The sequence below is a fragment of the Adlercreutzia agrestimuris genome, assembly GCF_943193125.1.
In the GTDB taxonomy this organism is placed as follows: domain Bacteria; phylum Actinomycetota; class Coriobacteriia; order Coriobacteriales; family Eggerthellaceae; genus Xiamenia; species Xiamenia agrestimuris.
The window spans coordinates 289,368-308,386 of record NZ_CALPCX010000001.1 but is presented as its reverse complement, the minus strand read 5'-3'; the positions used below and the strand labels follow the sequence as shown (position 1 = coordinate 308,386).

Genomic DNA, 19,019 nt, shown 5'->3' with positions numbered 1-19,019 from the left:
CGCCCTACGGAGAAAAGATGCAATATGATTCAGTTCAATAATTTTAGTTTCAAGTATCGCGAAGGCATTGAACCGGTGCTCTACAATGTCTCGCTCACTATTCCCGATGCAACATTTGTAGGCATTACCGGAGCTGCTGGTTCTGGTAAATCAACGCTTACCTATGCTATCAACGGCATCATTCCTCATTGCTATCCTGGAGATTTTTATGGCGAAGTATTTGTGGAGGGCCTCGATACCGTAGAAAGCACCCTGACTGATATATCAATGTTGGTGGGGAGTGTGTGCCAAGATATTGACTCGCAGATGGTTTCAACCGTTGTAGAAGATGAAATCCTCTATGGGCTTGAAAACTTTGGAGTGGCGCGCAGTGAAATTCCTGCACGGGTAGACGAAGCGCTGGATGCTATGGGAATTGCCGATTTGCGCGAGCGTAGCATTGATAGTCTTTCAGGTGGTCAAAAGCAGAAGGTGGCGTTGGCGTCAGTTATTGCGCTTCATCCTCGTGTGCTCGTGCTTGATGAGCCTACCGCTGAACTTGATCCTGCCTCGTCGCTAGCAGTATTTGAGTTGCTTGCCCGTTATGCGCATGAGCATGGCACAACCGTTGTTGTTGTCGAGCAAAAGATTGCGCTGCTTTCTGACTACGCCGACATGCTCGTTATTGTTGACGATGGGCACATTCGCTTCGCTGATAGCCCCGAAAACGTGCTCGCGCATTCTGACGAGCTTTTGGCACTTGGTGTTAACTGTCCACGCTCAACAACACTGATGAATGAGCTTTCAAAACGTGGCTGCTATAGCGGGCCTGCGGTGCGCAATGTTGCCCAGGCAACTGAGGCTTTAATGGAGGTTTTGGCATGATTGAGTTTGCTCAGGTAACAGCCTCATACGATGATGACCTTGCCGTTTTACACGACGTGAGCTTTACCATCAACGACGGTGATTTCGTAGCATTTGTTGGAACGAATGGTGCGGGCAAATCAACTACGATGCGCCTGATAAACGGTTTGCTTAAACCCAGCGCTGGCGAGGTGCTTATAGATAAGATGCCAACAACCCAGCTCAAGACCAGCGAGCTAGCACGCAAAATGGGGTTTTTGTTTCAAAATCCTGATCGCCAAATATGTTGCAATACGGTTCGCGAAGAGCTGCTTTTTGGATTCAGTGTGCAAGGTGAGGTAGGGCAAGCTGAGCTTGATCGGGTGGATGCTCTTATTGAGCAATTTGGCTTTAACCCAGATGATGAGCCTTACTTGCTTAATCGTGGAACACGACAACTGTTAGCTTTGGCATCAATTATTGTGATGGAGCCGCCCGTTGTTATCCTTGATGAACCAACGACGGGTCTTGATTATCGTGAGTGTGAAAAAGTGATGGGTATTGTGCGTCAGCTCAATGAGGGTGGCACAACAGTGGTCATGGTTTGTCATGACATGGAGGTTGTGGGTGATTTCGCCCAGCGAGTAATTGCTATGACCGCAGGTCAAGTAGTTGCTGATGGACCTACCTTTGAAGTGCTTCGCAACAGTGAGGTGCTCAAAGCAGCACATATTTTGCCTCCACAAATCACCGAGATTTCTCTTGCGCTCAATCAAAATTGCGCTCAGCTTCCTTTGCCAATTGCTCAAGCCAATACGGTAGACGAGATGGTCTGTGCGCTGGTGGATGTTGAAAAAGGAGGTTTCTAAAATGGCGAAGTTTTTGGAGTATGTGCCCGGCAATTCAATCCTGCATCGCCTTAACCCTTCAGTGAAGCTTGTGTGTGCGGTTTTGTTTGCAATTGCCTGTTTTGTGTGCAGTAATCTCGTGTTTTTATTAATTATGCTGGCGTTAGCATTAACCCTTGCTTTAAGTAGTGGTTTTGGCCGCGAAACGGCGGGGTTGTGCAAGGCGGTATTTGCGTTTTCGCTCATTTTGGCACTGGTGATTCTGTTGACCACCCCGAATGGTGTTGAACTTATAGCGCTTCCTTGGGGTTATATTGGCACGGGGTCTCTTTTGGCAGCATGCACCGTTGTGGTGCGTCTGATGGCCGCCGCTATTCCGCTTTTCTTGGTTTTTTATGCGACAAAGATGACCGACATTACTAATTCGGCTGTAAAGCAGCTGCATGTGCCCTATAAATATGCGTTTACCTTTACATCAACGGTACATTTCATCCCGGTGTTTATGAACGATATGTCTGCCATTATGGAAGCTCAGACAGCGCGCGGTGTGGAATTCGACACGTCAAACATTATCAAGAAAATTCGCCTGATGGTGCCGCTTTGTGTGCCGCTTTTGGTGAGCTCGGTTCGCAAAACAAACAGCGCCGCTATAGCGGCGGAGGTGCGCGGATTCAACCTGCGTACGCGTAAAAGCGGCTACAAAGACTACCCCATTGGGTTGCTTGATGGAATGGCGTTGGGGGTATGCGTGCTCATTGTTGTTGCAGCTTTTGTTGTTTCGCTGATGGCGTAGAGCGCAGCAAGGATATGACGCATTAAAGCAGTGGTAATTAGGGCGATTGCTGAGGTATGTTCACGCTTTTATAAGGTATATGAGGTCTTGTGAGCTTGCGAATGATGTCACGTAAAACTGCACAGAAAGCCGTATAATATGCGCGCACTGTTTATGAAGAGAAGGAGAAACTTATGACCGACCAACCGCAAGAAACACCACAGCCTGCTCAACCTGCTGAGCCTGTCGTGCCTGTGCAGCCGCAAGCGCAATATACGCCACCCACGTATGCTGCGCCTGCGCCTGCTCAGGGGCAACCTGATGCTTGCCAACCGCAGGCAGCCCCACAGCAAACCTATCAGCAACCACAAGCAGCCCCGCAGCCGGTCTATGTGCAGCAACCTTATTCGGCGCCGGTATATACCACTGCAGGAACGGTTTATGCAATGACTGATACCGATCGCACCCTTCGTTTGATAGCCTTCATTTTGAATCTTATTACGACAGTTGCTTGTGCCATTCTTATTTTTCCGTTGGCATGGATGATCCCAATGACCGTGCATTCATGGGGCATTTATAAGGGCACAAAGGCTAATACCGTTGCATTTGGCGTATGTACCCTTATCTTCCTTGATTTTATTTCTGGCATTTTGTTGCTGGTTTCAAACAAAGAAGCTTAAAGGTTCAACAAGACATCGTCCTGTTTCCACTCGTCTTTGTGACGACGCATATTACAGATAGAAAAGGAGCTCGCGCGCATAATGTTAACTATTGGCTGTCATCTTTCTTGTTCAAAAGGATATGCCAACATGGCGCGCGAGGCTGCTTCTCTTGGTGGTACAACTTTTCAATTCTTTACGCGCAATCCCCGTGGTGGCAAAGCAAAGGCGCTTGATCCGCATGATCTGGAAGCCTTTGCCGCTTTGGCTGCCGATGCGGGGATTGAACGTATCTTGGCGCATGCTCCCTACACACTTAATCCTGCTTCAAGCAAAGAGCAAACGCGCGAGTTTGCTCTTATGACGCTTGCTGATGATCTTGCGCGCATGGAAGAGGCAACCCCTGGTCAGCTTTATAACATGCATCCGGGATCGCACGTGGGGCAGGGTGTTGAAGTAGGAATTGAGCAAATTGCTGAAGCTCTCAATGCAGTGCTTAAGCCAGACATGACAACCACGCTCTTGTTGGAGACCATGGCGGGAAAAGGGAGTGAAATTGGCGGTACTTTTGAAGAGCTAGCGGCCATTATTGAGCGCGTCAATCATGATGAGCATGTTGGCGTTTGCTTAGATACCTGCCATATTTGGGATGGCGGCTACGATATTGTTGAAGACCTTGACGGCGTGCTTGAAGAATTTGATCGCATTATTGGACTTGATAGGCTGCGAGCAATTCATCTCAATGACAGCTTGAATGTGCGTGCTTCTCACAAAGACCGTCATGCACGCATTGGTGAAGGTCATATTGGGTTTGAGGCGCTCTCGGCAATTACTAATCATCCCAAACTTGCCCATTTACCCTTTTACCTGGAAACACCTCAGGATGAATTATCGGGTTATGCCGAGGAGATAGCCGCGCTTCGTGCAGCTTATGCACCTGTGCTTTCGTAATCGGATCTTTGCAACTTGTTAACGCACGAATGACTAAAACTTGCACCCTTCTTTAGTTTGACATAAGCCCTCTTATACTCCTTTTCAGTAACCTTTTGGAAAGGAAGTGCCATGTTAACCATTGGATGCCACATGTCAGAAAAAGAGGGCTATCTGGCCATGGCCTTGGAAGCAGAATCACTTAATGCGAACACCCTCCAGTTTTTCACGCGTAACCCTCGTGGCGGCCACGCAAAAAAGCTTGATCCACAAGATGTGAGTGCTTTTATTGAATACGCAGATAAGCATCATATTCGCCCTATTGTTGGCTATGCCTCTTATACGATGAATCTTGCAGCCGGCGACGAAAAAGAGCGCGATTATGCGCGAATGCTTTTTGCCGAGGATCTTGCACGCATGGAAGAAACGCCTCATCAGCTGTATGCCATGCACTGTGGAAGCGCAACTGATCAGTCTGATGAGGATGCGCTTGTAGATCTTGCAAATGGCATAAATGCTACGCTGACGCCTTCGCAAACAACAACAGTGGTGCTTCTGAACGCACCAGGCAGAGGCAACGAAATTGGATCAACGTTTGAGCAACTTCAAGCAGTTGTGTCTCATATCAGCCTTGCGGATCACATCAAAGTTGGTCTGGATGCGTGTGCGTTATGGAACGCTGGCTATGACATCGTGAATGATTTGGATGGCGTTTTAGAGTCCTTCGACAAAACAATTGGACTTGACCGCCTTGCTTTAGTGCACTTAAACGATAGCGAATACGGCAAAGGCTCGCACGAAGGAAGGCATGCACGCATCGGTCAGGGAACAATTGGCTTTGAGGCGCTGGCGCATATGTTGAATCATCCATGGCTTAAACAGGTGCCGTTCATTATTGAAGAGCCCCATGGAACGCTGGAAGAGTATAAGGAAGACATCGCTCATTTCCGCGCGGCTTATACAAAGTCAAACTGAGTTTTCGACTACGTTTGTTTACAGCTTGTACACCAGTTGGTGTATTTCCATGACGCAACTATGACAATCCAGCATCGAGTTATTTTCTCGCATTTTTTGGATGATAACCTGACCATATGACTTGAGTTATGAATCGTGGTGAAGGCTGAAATATGGCTTATCTCCACTATGACGATAAGGAGCGTGAATACATGACAGAAATGAAAAATGCTCAAATAGGCGGTTCGCCTGAGCCTCCCAAACCTGAAGGAACTGAGCACGTTGAGCACGTTGAGCAGACAAGTGCTGCTTCGGTTCAAAATGCAAGCGCAACGGTGTCACCGGCTGCCGCTGACACGACAACTCCGGTTCCGCCTGCTACTCCGACGGCACCAAGCGCCACAACGCCGCTGCCTCATCAGACCATGCCGCAGTATTCCTCGGCTCCTACGGGACCAACTCCTCCAGTAGTTAACCCGCAACATGTTCACAGCCATGAGAAAAAGAGCGGCACCGGAAAGACGTTCTGGCTTGGTTTTGCAGGTGCAGCTGTTGCGTGTGCGGTTGGTCTTGGTTGCTTTGGTATTTGGCAGGCAAACGTTGGCAATGCGCCCGCTACCAACTCGCAATCACCGCTTATTTCGCAAGATAACTCCAGTTCAGCAACTATTACCCAAGAACCCGAAACGCTGCCTGAAGAAGTGGCACATAAGTGCTTGCCTTCTGTTGTAGCAATTGATGTCTACACCGACACTTCAGCTGGAATGGGCATGTTTGGTGCATCAAGCGACTCAGGTGAATTGGTTGCTTCGTCTTTAGGTTCAGGCGTTGTTTTAACTGAAGATGGCTATATTGTGACGAACAACCACGTGGTTGAAGGAGCGGATGCGGTAACCGTAACGGTTGAAGGTGTTCAATACGAAGCCGATGTTGTGGGTACTGATCCAAGTTCTGACTTGGCTGTTGTGAAAGCGCGCGACGCAAGTGGTTTGACACCTATGGATATCGGAGACTCCGACGACCTTATTATTGGCGAATGGGTCATGTCAATCGGTAGCCCATTTGGCTTAGAGCAATCAGTAGCAACAGGTATTGTTTCTGCGACAAGTCGTTCTCAAATTATGCCCGCCTCAACTGATCAATATGGTAATGCCACTGGTCAGGCATCGGTGTATGCCAACATGATTCAAACTGATGCTGCTATTAACCCGGGCAACTCGGGCGGCGCATTGGTGAACTCAGAAGGCGCACTCATTGGCATCAACACTCTAATTACCTCGTATTCGGGCAATTACTCAGGTGTTGGGTTTGCCATCCCGGTAAACTATGCGGTTAATATCGCGCAACAAATTATGGACGGCAAGACTCCTACCCATGCTCAGCTGGGTGTATCGCTATCAACCGTTACTCCGCAACTTGCGCAGCGCTATGGTTTAGCAGTTGACTCTGGCGCTTATATTGCCGCAGTTAGCCCGGATTCCGGCGCTGCAGCAGCTGGCCTTGAGGCTGGTGACATCGTAACGAAGTTCGATGATCGCGATGTTGCTTCTGCTGACGATCTCATGCTTGATGTTCGTGGTCAAAACCCTGGCGACACCGTTGTGCTGCAAGTGAACCGCAACGGTGAGGTAAGTGATGTTGAGGTTACTTTGGGTTCTGATGAAGCTTCCCAGCAGGCGGCTCAACAACAGCAGCAACAAGGAAACGGTTCTGGTGGATTGTTTGGTAACCGCTAAAAGATATGCTTTGTAAGTGTACTTGCGTGTAGTGATTCAAACGCAAGTGTGTAAGTAAAGAGCATTTGATAAGTTTTCAAAGGGGTGATCTCGTAAGGAGATTGCCCCTTTGCTTTGTCTATTGCATGAAAAGAGATTAGTCTGGCGTCTTTTAGGTGTGCGATGTATTGGTATTCTAGTACCATAAGCTAATATCAGTTATGCGAGCGTATGAGAGGATAAGCCTATGTCTGATGACTACCAGTACAAGCGCGTGTTGCTTAAGCTTTCAGGTGAAGCACTTGCCGGAGATCTTGGGTATGGAATTGACCCAAAAGTTGTTGATGATCTGGCTGAACAGATTGCCGAGATTGTAAACGGCGGTGTTCAGTTGGCAGTTGTAGTTGGCGGCGGCAACATTTTCCGCGGACTGGCGGGATCAGCTGAGGGTATGGATCGCGCTCAGGCAGACTATATTGGCATGCTTGCCACCGTCATGAATGCACTTGCGCTGCAAGATTCGTTTGAGCGTCATGGCGTTTTTTCTCGCGTACAAAGTGCTATTAATATGCAGGAAGTTTCTGAGCCCTATATTCGCCGTCGAGCCATTCGTCATCTAGAAAAGGGTCGCGTGGTTATTTTGGCTGCTGGTACGGGTAATCCTTACTTTACAACCGACACCACTGCAGCACTTCGCGCGTGTGAACTTGATGTTGATGTTTTGATGAAGGCTACCAAGGTTGATGGCGTGTATGACTCTGATCCGAAGGTTAATCCTGATGCAAAGCGCTATGATCGCATTAGTTACATGGATGTTCTTTCACAGGGTCTGCATGTGATGGATTCCACGGCAACCTCGCTTTGCATGGATAACGAATTGCCTATGATTGTCTTTGACCTAACCGAAAAGGGTAACATTTCGCGTGCATTAAAAGGCGAACCGGTCGGAACCACGGTAGAATAAAGATGCGTTTATCTGTCAGATTTTGAGCCAAACGCCAGAATCAAAAGGGAAGGAACCTATGATGGTTGATGAAATTATGCTGAACGCAGAGGAGCGTATGCAAAAGGCACTTTCCTCACTTGGTGAGGCGTTTTCCTCGGTGCGCACGGGTCGTGCAAACGCAATGGTGCTTGATCGTATTCGTGTTGATTATTATGGAGCACCCACACCTGTTAATCAGCTGGCAGGCGTAAAGACTCCTGACGCACACTTACTCGTTATTGAGCCTTGGGATAAGGGCTCGCTGGGTGCCATTGAGCATGCCATTTTAGAGAGCGATCTGGGCATTACGCCAACCAATGATGGCTCAGTAATTCGCCTATCATTCCCGACGCTGACCGAAGAGCGTCGTCGTGAACTGGTAAAACAGTGCAAAGCTTATGCAGAGGAAGCGCGTGTTGCGGTTCGCAATGCTCGCCGAGATGCCAACACCGCTGTTGAGCGTGCGGTGAAAAATGATGGTCTGCCCGAAGATGATCAGCGTCGTGCTGAGGCGGAAATTCAGAAGCTCACCGACAAATATATTGCTCAGGTTGAAGAGCTCTTCAAGAAAAAAGAAGCTGAGGTAATGGAAATCTAATTGAGCGGTTTTAATAACCTCTTCCAGATTAATGAATAAGCCGCTTGACTACATATTCCCTCATCCCCCCGAAGGTCTTGATCCGACCGCTTTAGACCTTACGCGCATTCCTGAGTCCGTTGCCGTCATTATGGATGGCAACGGCAGGTGGGCGAAGAAGCGCGCTCTGAATCGTCTTAAAGGTCATAAGGCGGGAATTGAAGCGGTGCGTGAGACGATTCGTTGTGCTTCTGATCTGGGAGTTCGCTACCTTACCATCTATTCGTTTTCTACGGAGAATTGGAAGCGCCCTCAAGAAGAAGTTGTTGGCTTGATGGACCTATTTGCCAAAACAATGCTTGCTGAGGTGGATGGCTTGCACGAAGAGCATGTGTGCGTGCGAACCATTGGGGATCTATCGTTGCTGCCGCAAGAAACGCGTGATGCCTTTGATGAGGCGTGGGAGAAGACGCGCAACAACGATGGTATGACGCTGGTAGTGGCAGTTAATTATGGCGGACGTCAAGAAATCTTGCGCGCGTGCCAGCGGTGTATGGATAGAGCTGTTCTGCAAGCCGAAAGCGGTCAAGAGATGCTCAGTGTTGATGAACAGCTTTTTGAAGAGGGCTTATACACCTATGGAATGCCTGATCCTGATCTGGTAATTCGCACCTCAGGAGAAATGCGTATTTCTAACTTCTTGTTGTGGCAGATTGCCTATTCTGAATTTGTGTGCACCGATGCGTTGTGGCCTGACTTTAATCGCTATACCTTTTTGGAGTGCTTGTTAGAGTATCAAGGTCGCGACCGAAGATTCGGGGCGGTGAAGTAAGGTGGATGATCAAGAGCGCACGCGCGGTCAAAAAATCAAGCAGACCGTCCACAATAAAACGCCGCAGAAGTTACGCAACCCAACTGATTTACAAGTTCGTTTCCGAACGGGTTTTGTGTATGTCACTGTCTCAGTGCTTTGTGTAATTATCAATAATTGGACAACGCTCTTGCTTTTGATGCTCACAGCAGGAATTACTGCTGGTGAGTTTTACTATATGTTGCGCTCGGACGCAAAGTTACCTAATGAAACGCTGGGAATTATTGCAGCCGTACTCTATCCGGTTGGTGTGTTTTTCTTAGGGCTTGCAGGCGCAATGCTTGTGACGCTTTTGTTGCTCTTGGCGCTTATTGTTTGGTATGTCTTTTGGCAACGCGCTCGTGTCCCTGACGTTGGTGTGAGCTTTTTTGGTGCCGCTTATTGCGGCATGTTGCTCAGCGGCATTTTGATGATTCGTATGTCGCTTGATAATCCTTGGGGTGGCGTTTTGGTGCTGCTCATCTTCTTGAGTGTATGGGGCAATGACTCCTTTGCTTACTTAGTTGGGTCGAAGTTTGGCAAGCATAAACTTGCGCCGCGCACTTCTCCAAAGAAAAGCTGGGAAGGTTTTGTGGCAGGTTTAGTTGCTTCGGTGCTTTTCTGGTGCGTGATGTCATTTGTCCCAGGTGTTGTTATGCCCATTCCTATGGCTATTGTGTTTGGTCTTATTAGTGGCCTGATGGGCGTTTTGGGCGACTTGGCTGAAAGTCGAATTAAGCGCAACTCTGGATTTAAAGATTCTGGGACAATTATGCCTGGTCATGGTGGTCTTTTAGATCGCTGTGATTCTCTCTTTTTAGTTTCTGTAACCGCGGCAATTTTACTCATTGCTGGCGGCTGTATTCCCTTTGTGGGATAGTTTCTTCTCAACACAACGCAGATAGGTTTTAAGTATGAAGCGTATTGTGATTTTAGGTTCAACAGGTTCTATAGGCACACAAACGCTTGATGTGGTTGCGCAACATCCTGAAGAGCTGAAGGTTATTGGTCTTGCAGCTCATTCGCGCATTGATGAGCTATTTGCGCAGGCGCGTGCTTTTAATGTCCGTCATGTTGCATTGGGTGATGAGCGCATGGCAGAAACTGCATCTGCGGAAGAACTCAAAAATTGGATTGCGCAAACAAATAACGCAGGCAGCAAAGCGCGTACTTCTTCTCTTTCATCAGCGCTTTCATGGGTTGAAGGCGGCAGACAAGGAACAGTGGGGTTTGGGGCAGACGCTGTTGTTGAACTGGCGCAGTTGCCCGAAGCCGATGTAGTAGTCAATGCGTTAGTTGGAGCGGCTGGCCTTCGAGCTAGTTGTGCTGCTCTTGAAGCGGGAAAGGTGCTTGCGCTTGCCAACAAGGAATCGCTTGTCGTGGGGGGAGATCTTATTATCCCATTGGCGCGTGAACTTGATCAGCTACGCAGGGCAAACGGACAGGCTCCACTTTACGGTCCTGCTGGGGCACTTATGCCTATAGACTCTGAACATGGCGCAATCTATCAGTGTTTGCTTGGCGAAGACGCCAAGACCGTTTCTCGGTTATGGGTGACAGCTTCGGGCGGTCCTTTCCGAGGCAAAACGCGCGCTGAGCTTACCAATATCACACCAGCACAGGCACTTGCTCATCCCACATGGAATATGGGCGCAAAGATCTCAATTGACTCATCAACGCTGATGAATAAAGGGCTTGAAGTAATTGAGGCACATCATTTGTTTGCCATGCCTTACGATCAGATTGCTGTTGTGGTGCAGCCGCAAAGCGCGATTCATTCTATGGTTGAGTTTGCTGACGGCTCGGTTATTGCGCATCTTGGTACAACCGACATGCGTATTCCTATTCAGTTTGCTCTTTCTTATCCGCAGCGTTGGTCAGCTCCGGTTGAGCCGCTTGATTTTACCAAACTAGGCACCTTGCAGTTTGAAGCCCCTGACACAGATACGTTTCGCGCTTTGGCGCTTGCATATCATGCGGGCGAGGTTGGTGGTACGCTTCCTTGCGTTATGAATGCGGCAAACGAAGTTGCTGTTGCTGCATTTTTAGCAGAGAAAGGAAGCTATCTGGGCATTGCGGAGTGCGTGGAGACGGTCATGGAGCTGCATGAGTCACAAGGTGTACAACGCGTTGAGAGCGTTGAGCAGCTGCAGGCAATAGATGCGTGGGCTCGTCAGGCTGCCAATAGCTATATCGATGCGCAGGCAAACTAACGAGTGTGTTTCGTAGAGGATGGCTAAGCAGTAAGATTATGCGCGCTTGTCTTTGGTGCTGAAAGAGAGAATTATTGATGGACACACTGATAACGTCACGTAACAAGGAGCACTATAAGGTAAGGCAAGTGGGGTTGGAGCATTTAGACCAGCTGATGGCATGGCGTAAAACGGCACTCGAAGAGATGGCGGGATATCCAACTCATCATGAGATGTACGCACTTTTAGCAGCTAATAGAGCCTACTACGAAGCAGCTATCGTACAAGAGCAACACATTGCTTGCTTTGCTTATGAAGATGATATTCCTGTGGCATGCGGGGGCATGTGTATACAAAGCGAGCTGCCTTCGTTTAATAACCCTCAGGGCAAAAACGCCTATTTGGTAAACATCTACACCACACCAGCTCATAGGGGTATGGGGGCAGGACAAGCAGTTGTGGAGTGGCTGGTCGAACAAGCGCGCATTCGAAATATTGAGAAAGTGTATCTTGAGACTACTCCTTTGGGACGTGAGTTATTTGAAACGGCTGGGTTTGTAGACTACAACGGGTTTATGCATAGAACTTGTGCGGATCCGCTGAACCAATAGTACGCCCCAGCTGCGTGAAAAAGTACACGCAATTCAAGAAGGTTTCGCTCAATAATTCACCTCAATCTCACGCAGATTGCAGTGGGATGCCTGTAGGTTTCATGGCGCGTATAGAGGGATCTCACATAGATTGCATACTATGAGCGTATCTTTTGATTAACGGAGCGTGTTTGTTGATAGTGTCCTTAATATGGGACAGCAGTCGTGAATAATCTGCGCGGGAGATATAGGATTTTCCTGGAATTGCACACCCAAGAGAATTGCTTCGTATAATAAGGCGAACTTCTGACGAATTTTTGTTTCCGTATATGTGCCGCAGCGAGTTTCACCTCAGGTGAAAGCGGTATTGCATGCGTCCATATTCGGGGTGAATCGTATATACGAGAGAGATGTGTCTATGGATATTTTGCTTATGGTGTTTTATGCAACGCTGGTATTAGGCTTGCTGGTCTTTATACATGAAGGTGGCCACTACTTAGCGTCGCGCTTATTTGGCGTGCGAGTGACTGAGTTTATGTTGGGGTTGCCAGGTCCAAGCATTGGCTTTACCAAAGGAGGCACCAAGTTTGGTGTTACTCCCATTTTGCTCGGTGGTTACGCAAAGGTTTGCGGTATGGAACCGGGTCCTTTGTCGGATCATCTTGAGCCTGTGTTAGCTGCACTCTATACCCGTGGTACGGCAAACATGGAAGACATTGCTCAAGACTGTGGTATATCTGATGATGAGGCATATGAGGCGCTTGAACAATTAGTGGAGTGGGGGTCAATTCTTGGACCCACGAAAAAGGATAAATACAATACGTATCGCACGCCTGAGTATGTCCCTTCTAAAAAGGAGATTCGTGAAGCGCTAGCAGCTGGAAAACCTGCTCCTCAAAAGCGCGAAACAGGCATTCCTATCCTTGTTGAAGACTCCCATGAGTTGTATGAATCTGAGTACCATCAGCAGTACCGCAGTTTACCTTTTTGGAAGCGCTCCGTTATTTTGCTGGCAGGTATAGCAGTAAACTTGTTGTTCGCCATGATGCTCTTTATCATCATTTTCTCCTTTATTGGGGTTGATATGCAGCATCCAACTACTGGTGTCATGCACCATGTGGTGCTGGCCCCGCTAGATGCTATTCAATTTGGATTTTCCTATATTGGAATGGTTGTGCAGATGGTGGCCAACCTCTTCAACCCAGCAACTGCAGCTGACACCATCTCAAATTCAACTTCCATCATAGGTATTGCTGCTATGTCGAAAGGCGCCTTTGATGCTGGTTTGGTGAGTGCTCTTGAATTTGTGGCCATGATTTCAGTGTCGCTTGGCATTATGAACTTGCTGCCTATTCCTCCTTTGGATGGTGGGCGTTTTGTCGTTGAGATTTTTCAAAAGGTGTCAAAGAAAGTTGTTTCTGCAAAGGTGCTTAACTATCTTTCCGTTGCCGGCATGGTGCTCTTTTTGGGATTCTTCCTGGTGATGGCTAATCAAGATATTCAACGTTTCGTCTTTGGAAATTGGTAAACCAAAAGGCATTGCTCACCTAATTGTTTGGTGAGAAGTCGTGTGAAACATGAGAGAGGGCGCTACAATACGCTAAGCGGCGTTTGGGCGCCCCTCTGTTTATGAAGCAAAGGATCAATGTGACACAAACATTTGTGACGAAAGAAGCATCGTCGCGTTCATTACAACCCCATGATCTGACCCATCAGGTGATGGTGGGCAATGTTGCACTTGGTGCAGGTGCGCCTGTGTCGGTGCAGTCTATGCTTAATGTACCCGCTGATGATGTCTCCGCAAATTTGTCGCAAATTGACGCGCTGGCTCAAGCCGGGTGCGAAATCGTGCGCATGGCAATTCCGTGCCGTTCGTGTTTGGATGCGTTCGAGCAGGTATGTGCTCGCTCGCCGTTGCCCGTGGTTGCTGACATTCATTTTGATGCTCAAAGCGCCATAGAGGCTGCACAAAGAGGTGCGGCAAAGCTGCGTATCAACCCTGGAAATATCGGTGGGCTTGAAGCGACCGATGCGGTGTTGGCGGCCGCAAAAGCAGCACGCATTCCCATTCGCATTGGCGTAAACGCGGGCTCTCTTGATGACGAAATTGCCGCACGGGCAGATCTCACTTTGCCTGAAAAGCTGGTAGCCTCAGCTGAGCAGTACGTTCGTTATTGCCAGTCACAAGGCTTTGATGATCTGGTTGTCTCTGCGAAAGCACACGATGTAATGACCACGGTGGAAACGTATCGTTTGCTCGGTGATCGCTTGCCTGAGGTGCCGCTTCACATAGGTGTAACAGAGGCGGGAACTGCTTTTCAAGGCACCATTAAATCTGCGGCTGGTTTAGGCATTTTGCTTGCAGAGGGCAGAGGCGACACTATGCGTATCTCGCTGACGGATGATCCTGTACAAGAAGTGCGTGCTTGTTGGACGCTGCTTGGTGCACTTGACATACGAAGGCGCAATCCTGAACTTATCAGCTGTCCTACCTGCGGTAGGTGTCAGGTAAACCTCATTGATTTAGCAAAGACAGTTGAATCTCGCATTGCCGAATTGGACAAACCGCTTAAAGTGGCTGTCATGGGGTGCGTAGTGAATGGACCGGGCGAAGCGGCCGATGCCGATATTGGTGTTGCGTGCGGTGCTGGCTCGGGCGTCATTTTTTCTCACGGAGAGATCGTTCGCAAGGTGGATGAAGATGCCATTGTGGACGCTTTGATGGAAGAGATAGGAAAGTTATGACAAATCCCAACATCATCAAAATGAGCAAACTCTATGCTCCTACGTTGAAAGAGGATCCGGCTGATGCAGAAATTGCCAGCCATCGTTTGCTTTTGCGTGCGGGCTTTATTCGCAAGACCGCTTCAGGCGTGTATACCTTTTTGCCGCTTGGTCAAAAAGTGCTTTCAAAAGTGGAAAATATTGTTCGCGAAGAGATGGATGCAATTGGCGCTCAAGAGATTATGATGCCAGCGCTTCAACCTGCTGAGCTGTGGCATGAAAGTGGTCGTTGGAATGCATACGGACCTGAACTAATGCGCCTCAATGATCGCCATGATCACGAGTTTTGCCTAGGACCTACTCACGAAGAACTTATTGTGGCACTTGTGCGCAACGAACTGCGCTCCTATAAAGAGTTGCCGGTTTCGCTTTATCAGATACAGGTGAAGTTCCGTGATGAAATTCGCCCGCGATTTGGTCTTTTGCGCAGCCGTGAATTCATGATGAAAGATGCCTATAGCTTTAACGAAAGCTATGAGTCAATGCAGCAAACCTACGATGAGATGAGTGAAGCATATGGCAAGATTTGCGATCGTGCTGGGCTTGACTATCGTCCCGTTGAAGCTGATGGTGGCCAAATTGGTGGCAGTGTGACCTGCGAGTTTATGGCGCTTGCTGAGGCGGGCGAGGCAGAGCTGGTTCATTGCACCTGTGGTTATGCGGCAAACACCGAAGCGGGTGAGTGCATTGCACATCCTACGGTTTACGACGTAGCGTTTGAGAAGATTGCTACACCCAACGTGCATACGATTGCCGAGCTGGCTGAGTTTTTGGATATCCCAGAATCATCAACGGTTAAAGCGCTTTCAGGAAAGAACGATGAAGGCAAGCTGGTTGTCTTGTTTGTTCCGGGTGATCACGAGGTTAATGAAATCAAAGCAGCGCGCGCAGCTGGTGGCTTTGAGCTGCTCACCGACGAAGAAATGGAGAGCTTCGGCCTGCATAAGGGCTCAATGGGTCCGGTTGGTTTGCCTGAAGATGCCTATGTTATTGCAGATAGAAGTCTTGAGTCTATCCCGCAATGGGTTGTAGGTGCCAATGAAGATGGATTCCACTATGTTGGCGCTCGACTGGGCGAAGACTTTACTGTTGACCAGTGGGAAGACTTGTCGGTGGTGCGTCCAGGAGATAGCTGTCCTCATTGCGGTCTTCCTTTGGAGGGGGCTCGCGGCATTGAGGTTGCGCAGGTCTTCCAGCTAGGCGATAAATACTCAAAGGCTATGGGTGCTACGTTTATGGATGAGGACGGCAAGGAAAAGCCGTTTATCATGGGTTGCTATGGTGTTGGTGTTTCGCGCACGGTTGCAGCTATTGTTGAGCAGCATAATGACGAATTCGGCATTTCGTGGCCTATGTCGGTTGCTCCGGCTCATGTTTGCGTGATCCCGCTGACAGTCGGCGATGACCAGGTGCAACCTGCTGCTGAAAAGCTTGCTGACGATCTGGCAGAAATGGGCTTTGAAGTAGCGCTGGATGATCGCAGTGAGCGCGCAGGTGTAAAGTTTGCAGATGCCGATTTGATTGGTTGGCCAATTCAGGTAATCGTTGGCAAGCGTGGTCTTGCTGAGGGCAAAGTTGAGGTGAAGCGTCGCTCAACAGGTGAGCGCAGAGATATTGCGCTGGCTACTTTGGAAGAAGCCTTTGCCTTCGCTAAGCGCAACGCAAAAGGTCGCGCCTTTGAGGCAAACCTGCTCCAGGGTCTTTTCTCATAAGTAAGCTGGAGCTATTCCTGTAACACCTTTATTGTAAATGTCTTCGCCTTGATCTTAGTTAAAGAGATAGGCGGAGGCATTTTTTGCTACCCACGATTGAGCAACTTCCAAAAAAGCTTTCGTGGCTGCAGATGCCGTTTCGCGAGAGCGAATAGCAATGGCAATCTCGCGCGAAGACTCAACTTCGGTACTGAGGATTGCCAGCGGGAAAGGTGGGTTATGCAAGATGAGGTCTGGCAGCACGCTAAAGCCTAGACCCGCGCTTACCATGCTCATAACTGCATAGTCACTGTCAACAGTGAATCGCACATTGGGCGTGACGCCATTTGCGGCGAACAACTCGTTCATTTCTGAAGGGCGAGAATTGCTCATAAGCTGAATATAAGGTTCCTCTGCAAGGGCGCGTTTGGGAAAATACTTTGCATGAGCAAGCGGGTGATCAGGGGAGACAACCACGTAGAGCGGGTCGTGCTTAAGCGGGATTGTAAAAAGATCGCGCTTGGTGGGAAGGACAAAAAAAGCGCAGTCAGCCTCTCCATTCCATACTGCGTCACCGACGGCAAGTTCGTCGTCGTTGCAGATCAGCTTCAGGTCAATGTTGGGATATATCTGTAAAAAAGTCTTAGCAATACCAGGAAACCACTGTATGGATGTTGATGTAAAAGCTGCCACGCGAACCAATCCGCTTTCAAGATGTTTAAGTTCAGCCACACGAGTGGCAAGCTGACGCTCGTCGGTACACACTTTCTGAATCCAAGGGAGCAGTTCACGCCCGTCAGCAGAGAGAACTGTTTCACCGTAATCGCGTACAAAAAGCGTCATGCCAAGCTCTTTTTCAAGTGACGTTATGAGATAGCTGATGCCTGCTTGAGTGTAGCCGAGTTCTTCGGCGGCTTGCTTGAAACTGCCAGTATGAGCAATGGTCAAAAATGCTTCATATTTTGGATTTGCCATACGAAGACTCCTTGGGTGTGATAGGTATGAATAATTTCTAGTATTCACTCTTTTGCTCGTATGCACAATCGCTTTGAACAGGAAACATAAGAAATTCTTTAAGAGTTTCAAAGAAAATCTCGTTTTACTTTTCATCACAGCATCAGTAGTATAAGCATCGTCTCGATTTCATAAGAAAAAAATGGCTCTTATCAGGGAGTTTAGCTTTGTGCGCTCTTTTATAGCTTACGAACTCTCACGATTGCAGCCAATAACGCAATGCAAAGCGGGGCATGCAAGGTGGCATGCAAGATGGCGAAGTCAGGAATTGTAGTATGGAACGCATCAAAAACGCACGATGGCTCTTTATTGCCGCGATGATTTTACAAACCATTATCTTTGGGTCTGGGAGTGCTTTGACAAAAGTTGCTTATGACTCAGTTACTCCTTTATGGTGTATGGCGTTGCGTTTTGGTTTGGCTACTGCCATTTTCATGCTTATTTTTGGACCGCGGATGATGCGTCAATTACGTGGTGTTTCAGTTCGTATATGGATGCCAGCAGCAACATGTATGGCAATTTCATTCATTGCTTGTAACGTGGCTTTTAGTTTTACCGCGGTTACCACGGTGGGCTTTTTGGTAGCGCTCCCGGTTGTGTTTACGCCAATTTTGGGTGCGATTGTCAATAAACAACGCTATCCGCTCGGGTTTATTCCCTTCCAGGCGGCAGTGGTTTGCGGTCTGTATATGCTGTGCTGCAATGGTGGTGCGCTCACGTTTGGTCCGGGCGAGGTACTCGGCATCATCGCTTCTGTTGCTATGGCTGCTTCCATCGTGTTTTCGCAGCGACTCCTTTCGCAAATTGACGCGATAACTGTCGCGGGCACCCAGGTGGGAATGGCATTTGTGCTTTCGTTGGTATGTGCGTTGGCGCTTGAGCCGCCTGTTAATGTTGCTGCCATTGAACCTGCGGCATGGGGCACCATCGTGTTTTTGGCGGTGCTGTCTTCATGTGTGGCATTCTTGTTGCAGAGCGCAGCACTGAAAGTGCTTTCATCAACAACCGTTTCGCTTTTGATTACGGGTGAGCCAGTTTTTACTGCACTGTTTTCCTTTGCAATCTTGGGTGAAACTCTTTCGCTCTTAGGATTTGCTGGGGCGGCCATGATTATCGTGGCCGTTGTTGCGGCAACGTTGTATGAGGGTCGTCAGGGCGAGCACGGTGTACCCGCTCCTGTTTCTGCTCCGAGCAGCCAACCAGTATCCTTGCAGGCTGCAAGTGTTAAACCCTCACGCGCTGTAAGTGTGCGCGCCGCCACTCCTGTTTTGGCGCTTTCGCAGCGCATGGTTTCAGCTGCTTCTACGCGCATTTCTCAACGTGCGCAAACGGCTGATCGTCTGCTTACTAAAAATCCGCCCTATCTTGGTGCTACGCGTTTTGTGGCAAATGAGTTTGCCACACAAGAATTCGGCGTGAGAGATTTTGCAGGAAGGGAGAAAGTAGTACATCCGGACCGTGCTGCATAAATGCAAAAGTCCTTTTCGCCATTCGTAATTCTTACGTTGAAAAATTGTCACTGAATCATTACCATATTGCTTAATTATATAGTGCGTTCAACGCGGTTGAAGCTTCGTGAGGGTCTTGCGAAGCTTTGTCGCGTTGAACGCGCATATGAGCCCTGACATTAAAACCG

18 protein-coding genes are annotated in these 19,019 nt (G+C 48.6%); 17 read left to right on the top strand and 1 reads right to left on the bottom strand.

Going from position 1 to position 19,019, the window contains the following annotated elements:
• Window positions 1-24: 24 nt before the first annotated feature.
• From NFR28_RS01295 to NFR28_RS01220, 16 genes are all read left to right on the top strand, one after another.
• Window positions 25-864 carry an energy-coupling factor ABC transporter ATP-binding protein gene (locus NFR28_RS01295; protein WP_251178031.1) on the top strand — a complete coding sequence of 280 codons (840 nt, stop codon included), beginning with the start codon at window positions 25-27 and terminating at the stop codon, window positions 862-864.
• The gene (locus tag NFR28_RS01290; RefSeq protein ID WP_251178030.1) at window positions 861-1,691 is read left to right on the top strand and encodes an energy-coupling factor ABC transporter ATP-binding protein; all 831 of its coding nucleotides are present in this window, start codon (window positions 861-863) and stop codon (window positions 1,689-1,691) included. The genes NFR28_RS01295 and NFR28_RS01290 overlap by 4 nt, the downstream gene beginning before the upstream one ends.
• 1 nt (window position 1,692) lies before the next feature.
• Entirely contained in the window at window positions 1,693-2,463 is a 771-nt protein-coding gene (locus NFR28_RS01285) for an energy-coupling factor transporter transmembrane component T family protein (RefSeq protein WP_251178029.1), read from the top strand.
• Between the two features lie 173 nt (window positions 2,464-2,636).
• On the top strand, window positions 2,637-3,122 hold the full coding sequence (locus tag NFR28_RS01280) for a hypothetical protein (RefSeq protein WP_251178028.1): 486 nt from the start codon (window positions 2,637-2,639) through the stop codon (window positions 3,120-3,122).
• 81 nt (window positions 3,123-3,203) lie between these two features.
• Window positions 3,204-4,052 carry a deoxyribonuclease IV gene (locus tag NFR28_RS01275; RefSeq protein WP_251178027.1) on the top strand — a complete coding sequence of 283 codons (849 nt, stop codon included), beginning with the start codon at window positions 3,204-3,206 and terminating at the stop codon, window positions 4,050-4,052.
• A gap of 111 nt (window positions 4,053-4,163) precedes the next feature.
• The gene (locus tag NFR28_RS01270; RefSeq protein WP_251178026.1) at window positions 4,164-5,006 is read left to right on the top strand and encodes a deoxyribonuclease IV; all 843 of its coding nucleotides are present in this window, start codon (window positions 4,164-4,166) and stop codon (window positions 5,004-5,006) included.
• A 191-nt stretch (window positions 5,007-5,197) separates the two neighbouring features.
• Window positions 5,198-6,721, top strand: a complete 1,524-nt coding sequence (locus NFR28_RS01265) for a S1C family serine protease (RefSeq protein ID WP_251178025.1) — start codon at window positions 5,198-5,200, stop codon at window positions 6,719-6,721.
• 226 nt (window positions 6,722-6,947) lie between these two features.
• The gene (gene pyrH, locus NFR28_RS01260; RefSeq protein WP_251178024.1) at window positions 6,948-7,664 is read left to right on the top strand and encodes a UMP kinase; all 717 of its coding nucleotides are present in this window, start codon (window positions 6,948-6,950) and stop codon (window positions 7,662-7,664) included.
• 61 nt (window positions 7,665-7,725) lie between these two features.
• The gene (frr, locus tag NFR28_RS01255; RefSeq protein ID WP_251178392.1) at window positions 7,726-8,283 is read left to right on the top strand and encodes a ribosome recycling factor; all 558 of its coding nucleotides are present in this window, start codon (window positions 7,726-7,728) and stop codon (window positions 8,281-8,283) included.
• A 31-nt stretch (window positions 8,284-8,314) separates the two neighbouring features.
• On the top strand, window positions 8,315-9,094 hold the full coding sequence (locus tag NFR28_RS01250; protein WP_251178023.1) for an isoprenyl transferase: 780 nt from the start codon (window positions 8,315-8,317) through the stop codon (window positions 9,092-9,094).
• A 1-nt stretch (window position 9,095) separates the two neighbouring features.
• Complete coding sequence (locus NFR28_RS01245) at window positions 9,096-9,992, top strand: phosphatidate cytidylyltransferase (RefSeq protein ID WP_251178022.1); 897 nt, start codon at window positions 9,096-9,098, stop codon at window positions 9,990-9,992.
• A gap of 34 nt (window positions 9,993-10,026) precedes the next feature.
• On the top strand, window positions 10,027-11,325 hold the full coding sequence (gene dxr, locus NFR28_RS01240) for a 1-deoxy-D-xylulose-5-phosphate reductoisomerase (protein WP_251178021.1): 1,299 nt from the start codon (window positions 10,027-10,029) through the stop codon (window positions 11,323-11,325).
• Window positions 11,326-11,402: 77 nt separating this feature from the next.
• A complete protein-coding gene (locus NFR28_RS01235) occupies window positions 11,403-11,915 on the top strand; it encodes a GNAT family N-acetyltransferase (RefSeq protein ID WP_251178020.1) in 513 nt (170 codons plus the stop codon).
• 397 nt (window positions 11,916-12,312) lie between these two features.
• On the top strand, window positions 12,313-13,422 hold the full coding sequence (locus NFR28_RS01230) for a site-2 protease family protein (protein ID WP_251178019.1): 1,110 nt from the start codon (window positions 12,313-12,315) through the stop codon (window positions 13,420-13,422).
• Between the two features lie 134 nt (window positions 13,423-13,556).
• Complete coding sequence (ispG, locus tag NFR28_RS01225) at window positions 13,557-14,639, top strand: flavodoxin-dependent (E)-4-hydroxy-3-methylbut-2-enyl-diphosphate synthase (RefSeq protein ID WP_420840394.1); 1,083 nt, start codon at window positions 13,557-13,559, stop codon at window positions 14,637-14,639.
• Window positions 14,636-16,390: a proline--tRNA ligase gene (locus NFR28_RS01220; RefSeq protein ID WP_275556952.1), complete on the top strand. Its 1,755-nt coding sequence runs from the start codon at window positions 14,636-14,638 to the stop codon at window positions 16,388-16,390. The genes ispG and NFR28_RS01220 overlap by 4 nt, the downstream gene beginning before the upstream one ends.
• A gap of 54 nt (window positions 16,391-16,444) precedes the next feature.
• On the opposite strand, the gene NFR28_RS01215 is transcribed toward NFR28_RS01220, so the two are convergent.
• Window positions 16,445-17,344 carry a LysR family transcriptional regulator gene (locus NFR28_RS01215; RefSeq protein WP_251178018.1) on the bottom strand — a complete coding sequence of 300 codons (900 nt, stop codon included), beginning with the start codon at window positions 17,342-17,344 and terminating at the stop codon, window positions 16,445-16,447.
• Between the two features lie 314 nt (window positions 17,345-17,658).
• On the opposite strand from NFR28_RS01215, the gene NFR28_RS01210 reads away from it, so the two are divergent.
• The gene (locus tag NFR28_RS01210) at window positions 17,659-18,852 is read left to right on the top strand and encodes a DMT family transporter (RefSeq protein WP_251178017.1); all 1,194 of its coding nucleotides are present in this window, start codon (window positions 17,659-17,661) and stop codon (window positions 18,850-18,852) included.
• Window positions 18,853-19,019 lie beyond the last annotated feature (167 nt).

Coding starts and splice junctions, on each gene's coding strand:
- NFR28_RS01215 (WP_251178018.1), bottom strand. CDS start 17,344: ATGGCAAATCCAAAATATGAAGCATTTTTGACCATTGCTCATACTGGC.
- NFR28_RS01275 (WP_251178027.1), top strand. CDS start 3,204: ATGTTAACTATTGGCTGTCATCTTTCTTGTTCAAAAGGATATGCCAAC.
- NFR28_RS01230 (WP_251178019.1), top strand. CDS start 12,313: ATGGATATTTTGCTTATGGTGTTTTATGCAACGCTGGTATTAGGCTTG.
- frr (WP_251178392.1), top strand. CDS start 7,726: ATGGTTGATGAAATTATGCTGAACGCAGAGGAGCGTATGCAAAAGGCA.
- NFR28_RS01285 (WP_251178029.1), top strand. CDS start 1,693: ATGGCGAAGTTTTTGGAGTATGTGCCCGGCAATTCAATCCTGCATCGC.
- NFR28_RS01280 (WP_251178028.1), top strand. CDS start 2,637: ATGACCGACCAACCGCAAGAAACACCACAGCCTGCTCAACCTGCTGAG.
- NFR28_RS01220 (WP_275556952.1), top strand. CDS start 14,636: ATGACAAATCCCAACATCATCAAAATGAGCAAACTCTATGCTCCTACG.
- NFR28_RS01290 (WP_251178030.1), top strand. CDS start 861: ATGATTGAGTTTGCTCAGGTAACAGCCTCATACGATGATGACCTTGCC.
- dxr (WP_251178021.1), top strand. CDS start 10,027: ATGAAGCGTATTGTGATTTTAGGTTCAACAGGTTCTATAGGCACACAA.
- NFR28_RS01250 (WP_251178023.1), top strand. CDS start 8,315: ATGAATAAGCCGCTTGACTACATATTCCCTCATCCCCCCGAAGGTCTT.
- NFR28_RS01295 (WP_251178031.1), top strand. CDS start 25: ATGATTCAGTTCAATAATTTTAGTTTCAAGTATCGCGAAGGCATTGAA.
- NFR28_RS01235 (WP_251178020.1), top strand. CDS start 11,403: ATGGACACACTGATAACGTCACGTAACAAGGAGCACTATAAGGTAAGG.
- NFR28_RS01210 (WP_251178017.1), top strand. CDS start 17,659: ATGGAACGCATCAAAAACGCACGATGGCTCTTTATTGCCGCGATGATT.
- NFR28_RS01270 (WP_251178026.1), top strand. CDS start 4,164: ATGTTAACCATTGGATGCCACATGTCAGAAAAAGAGGGCTATCTGGCC.
- NFR28_RS01265 (WP_251178025.1), top strand. CDS start 5,198: ATGACAGAAATGAAAAATGCTCAAATAGGCGGTTCGCCTGAGCCTCCC.
- pyrH (WP_251178024.1), top strand. CDS start 6,948: ATGTCTGATGACTACCAGTACAAGCGCGTGTTGCTTAAGCTTTCAGGT.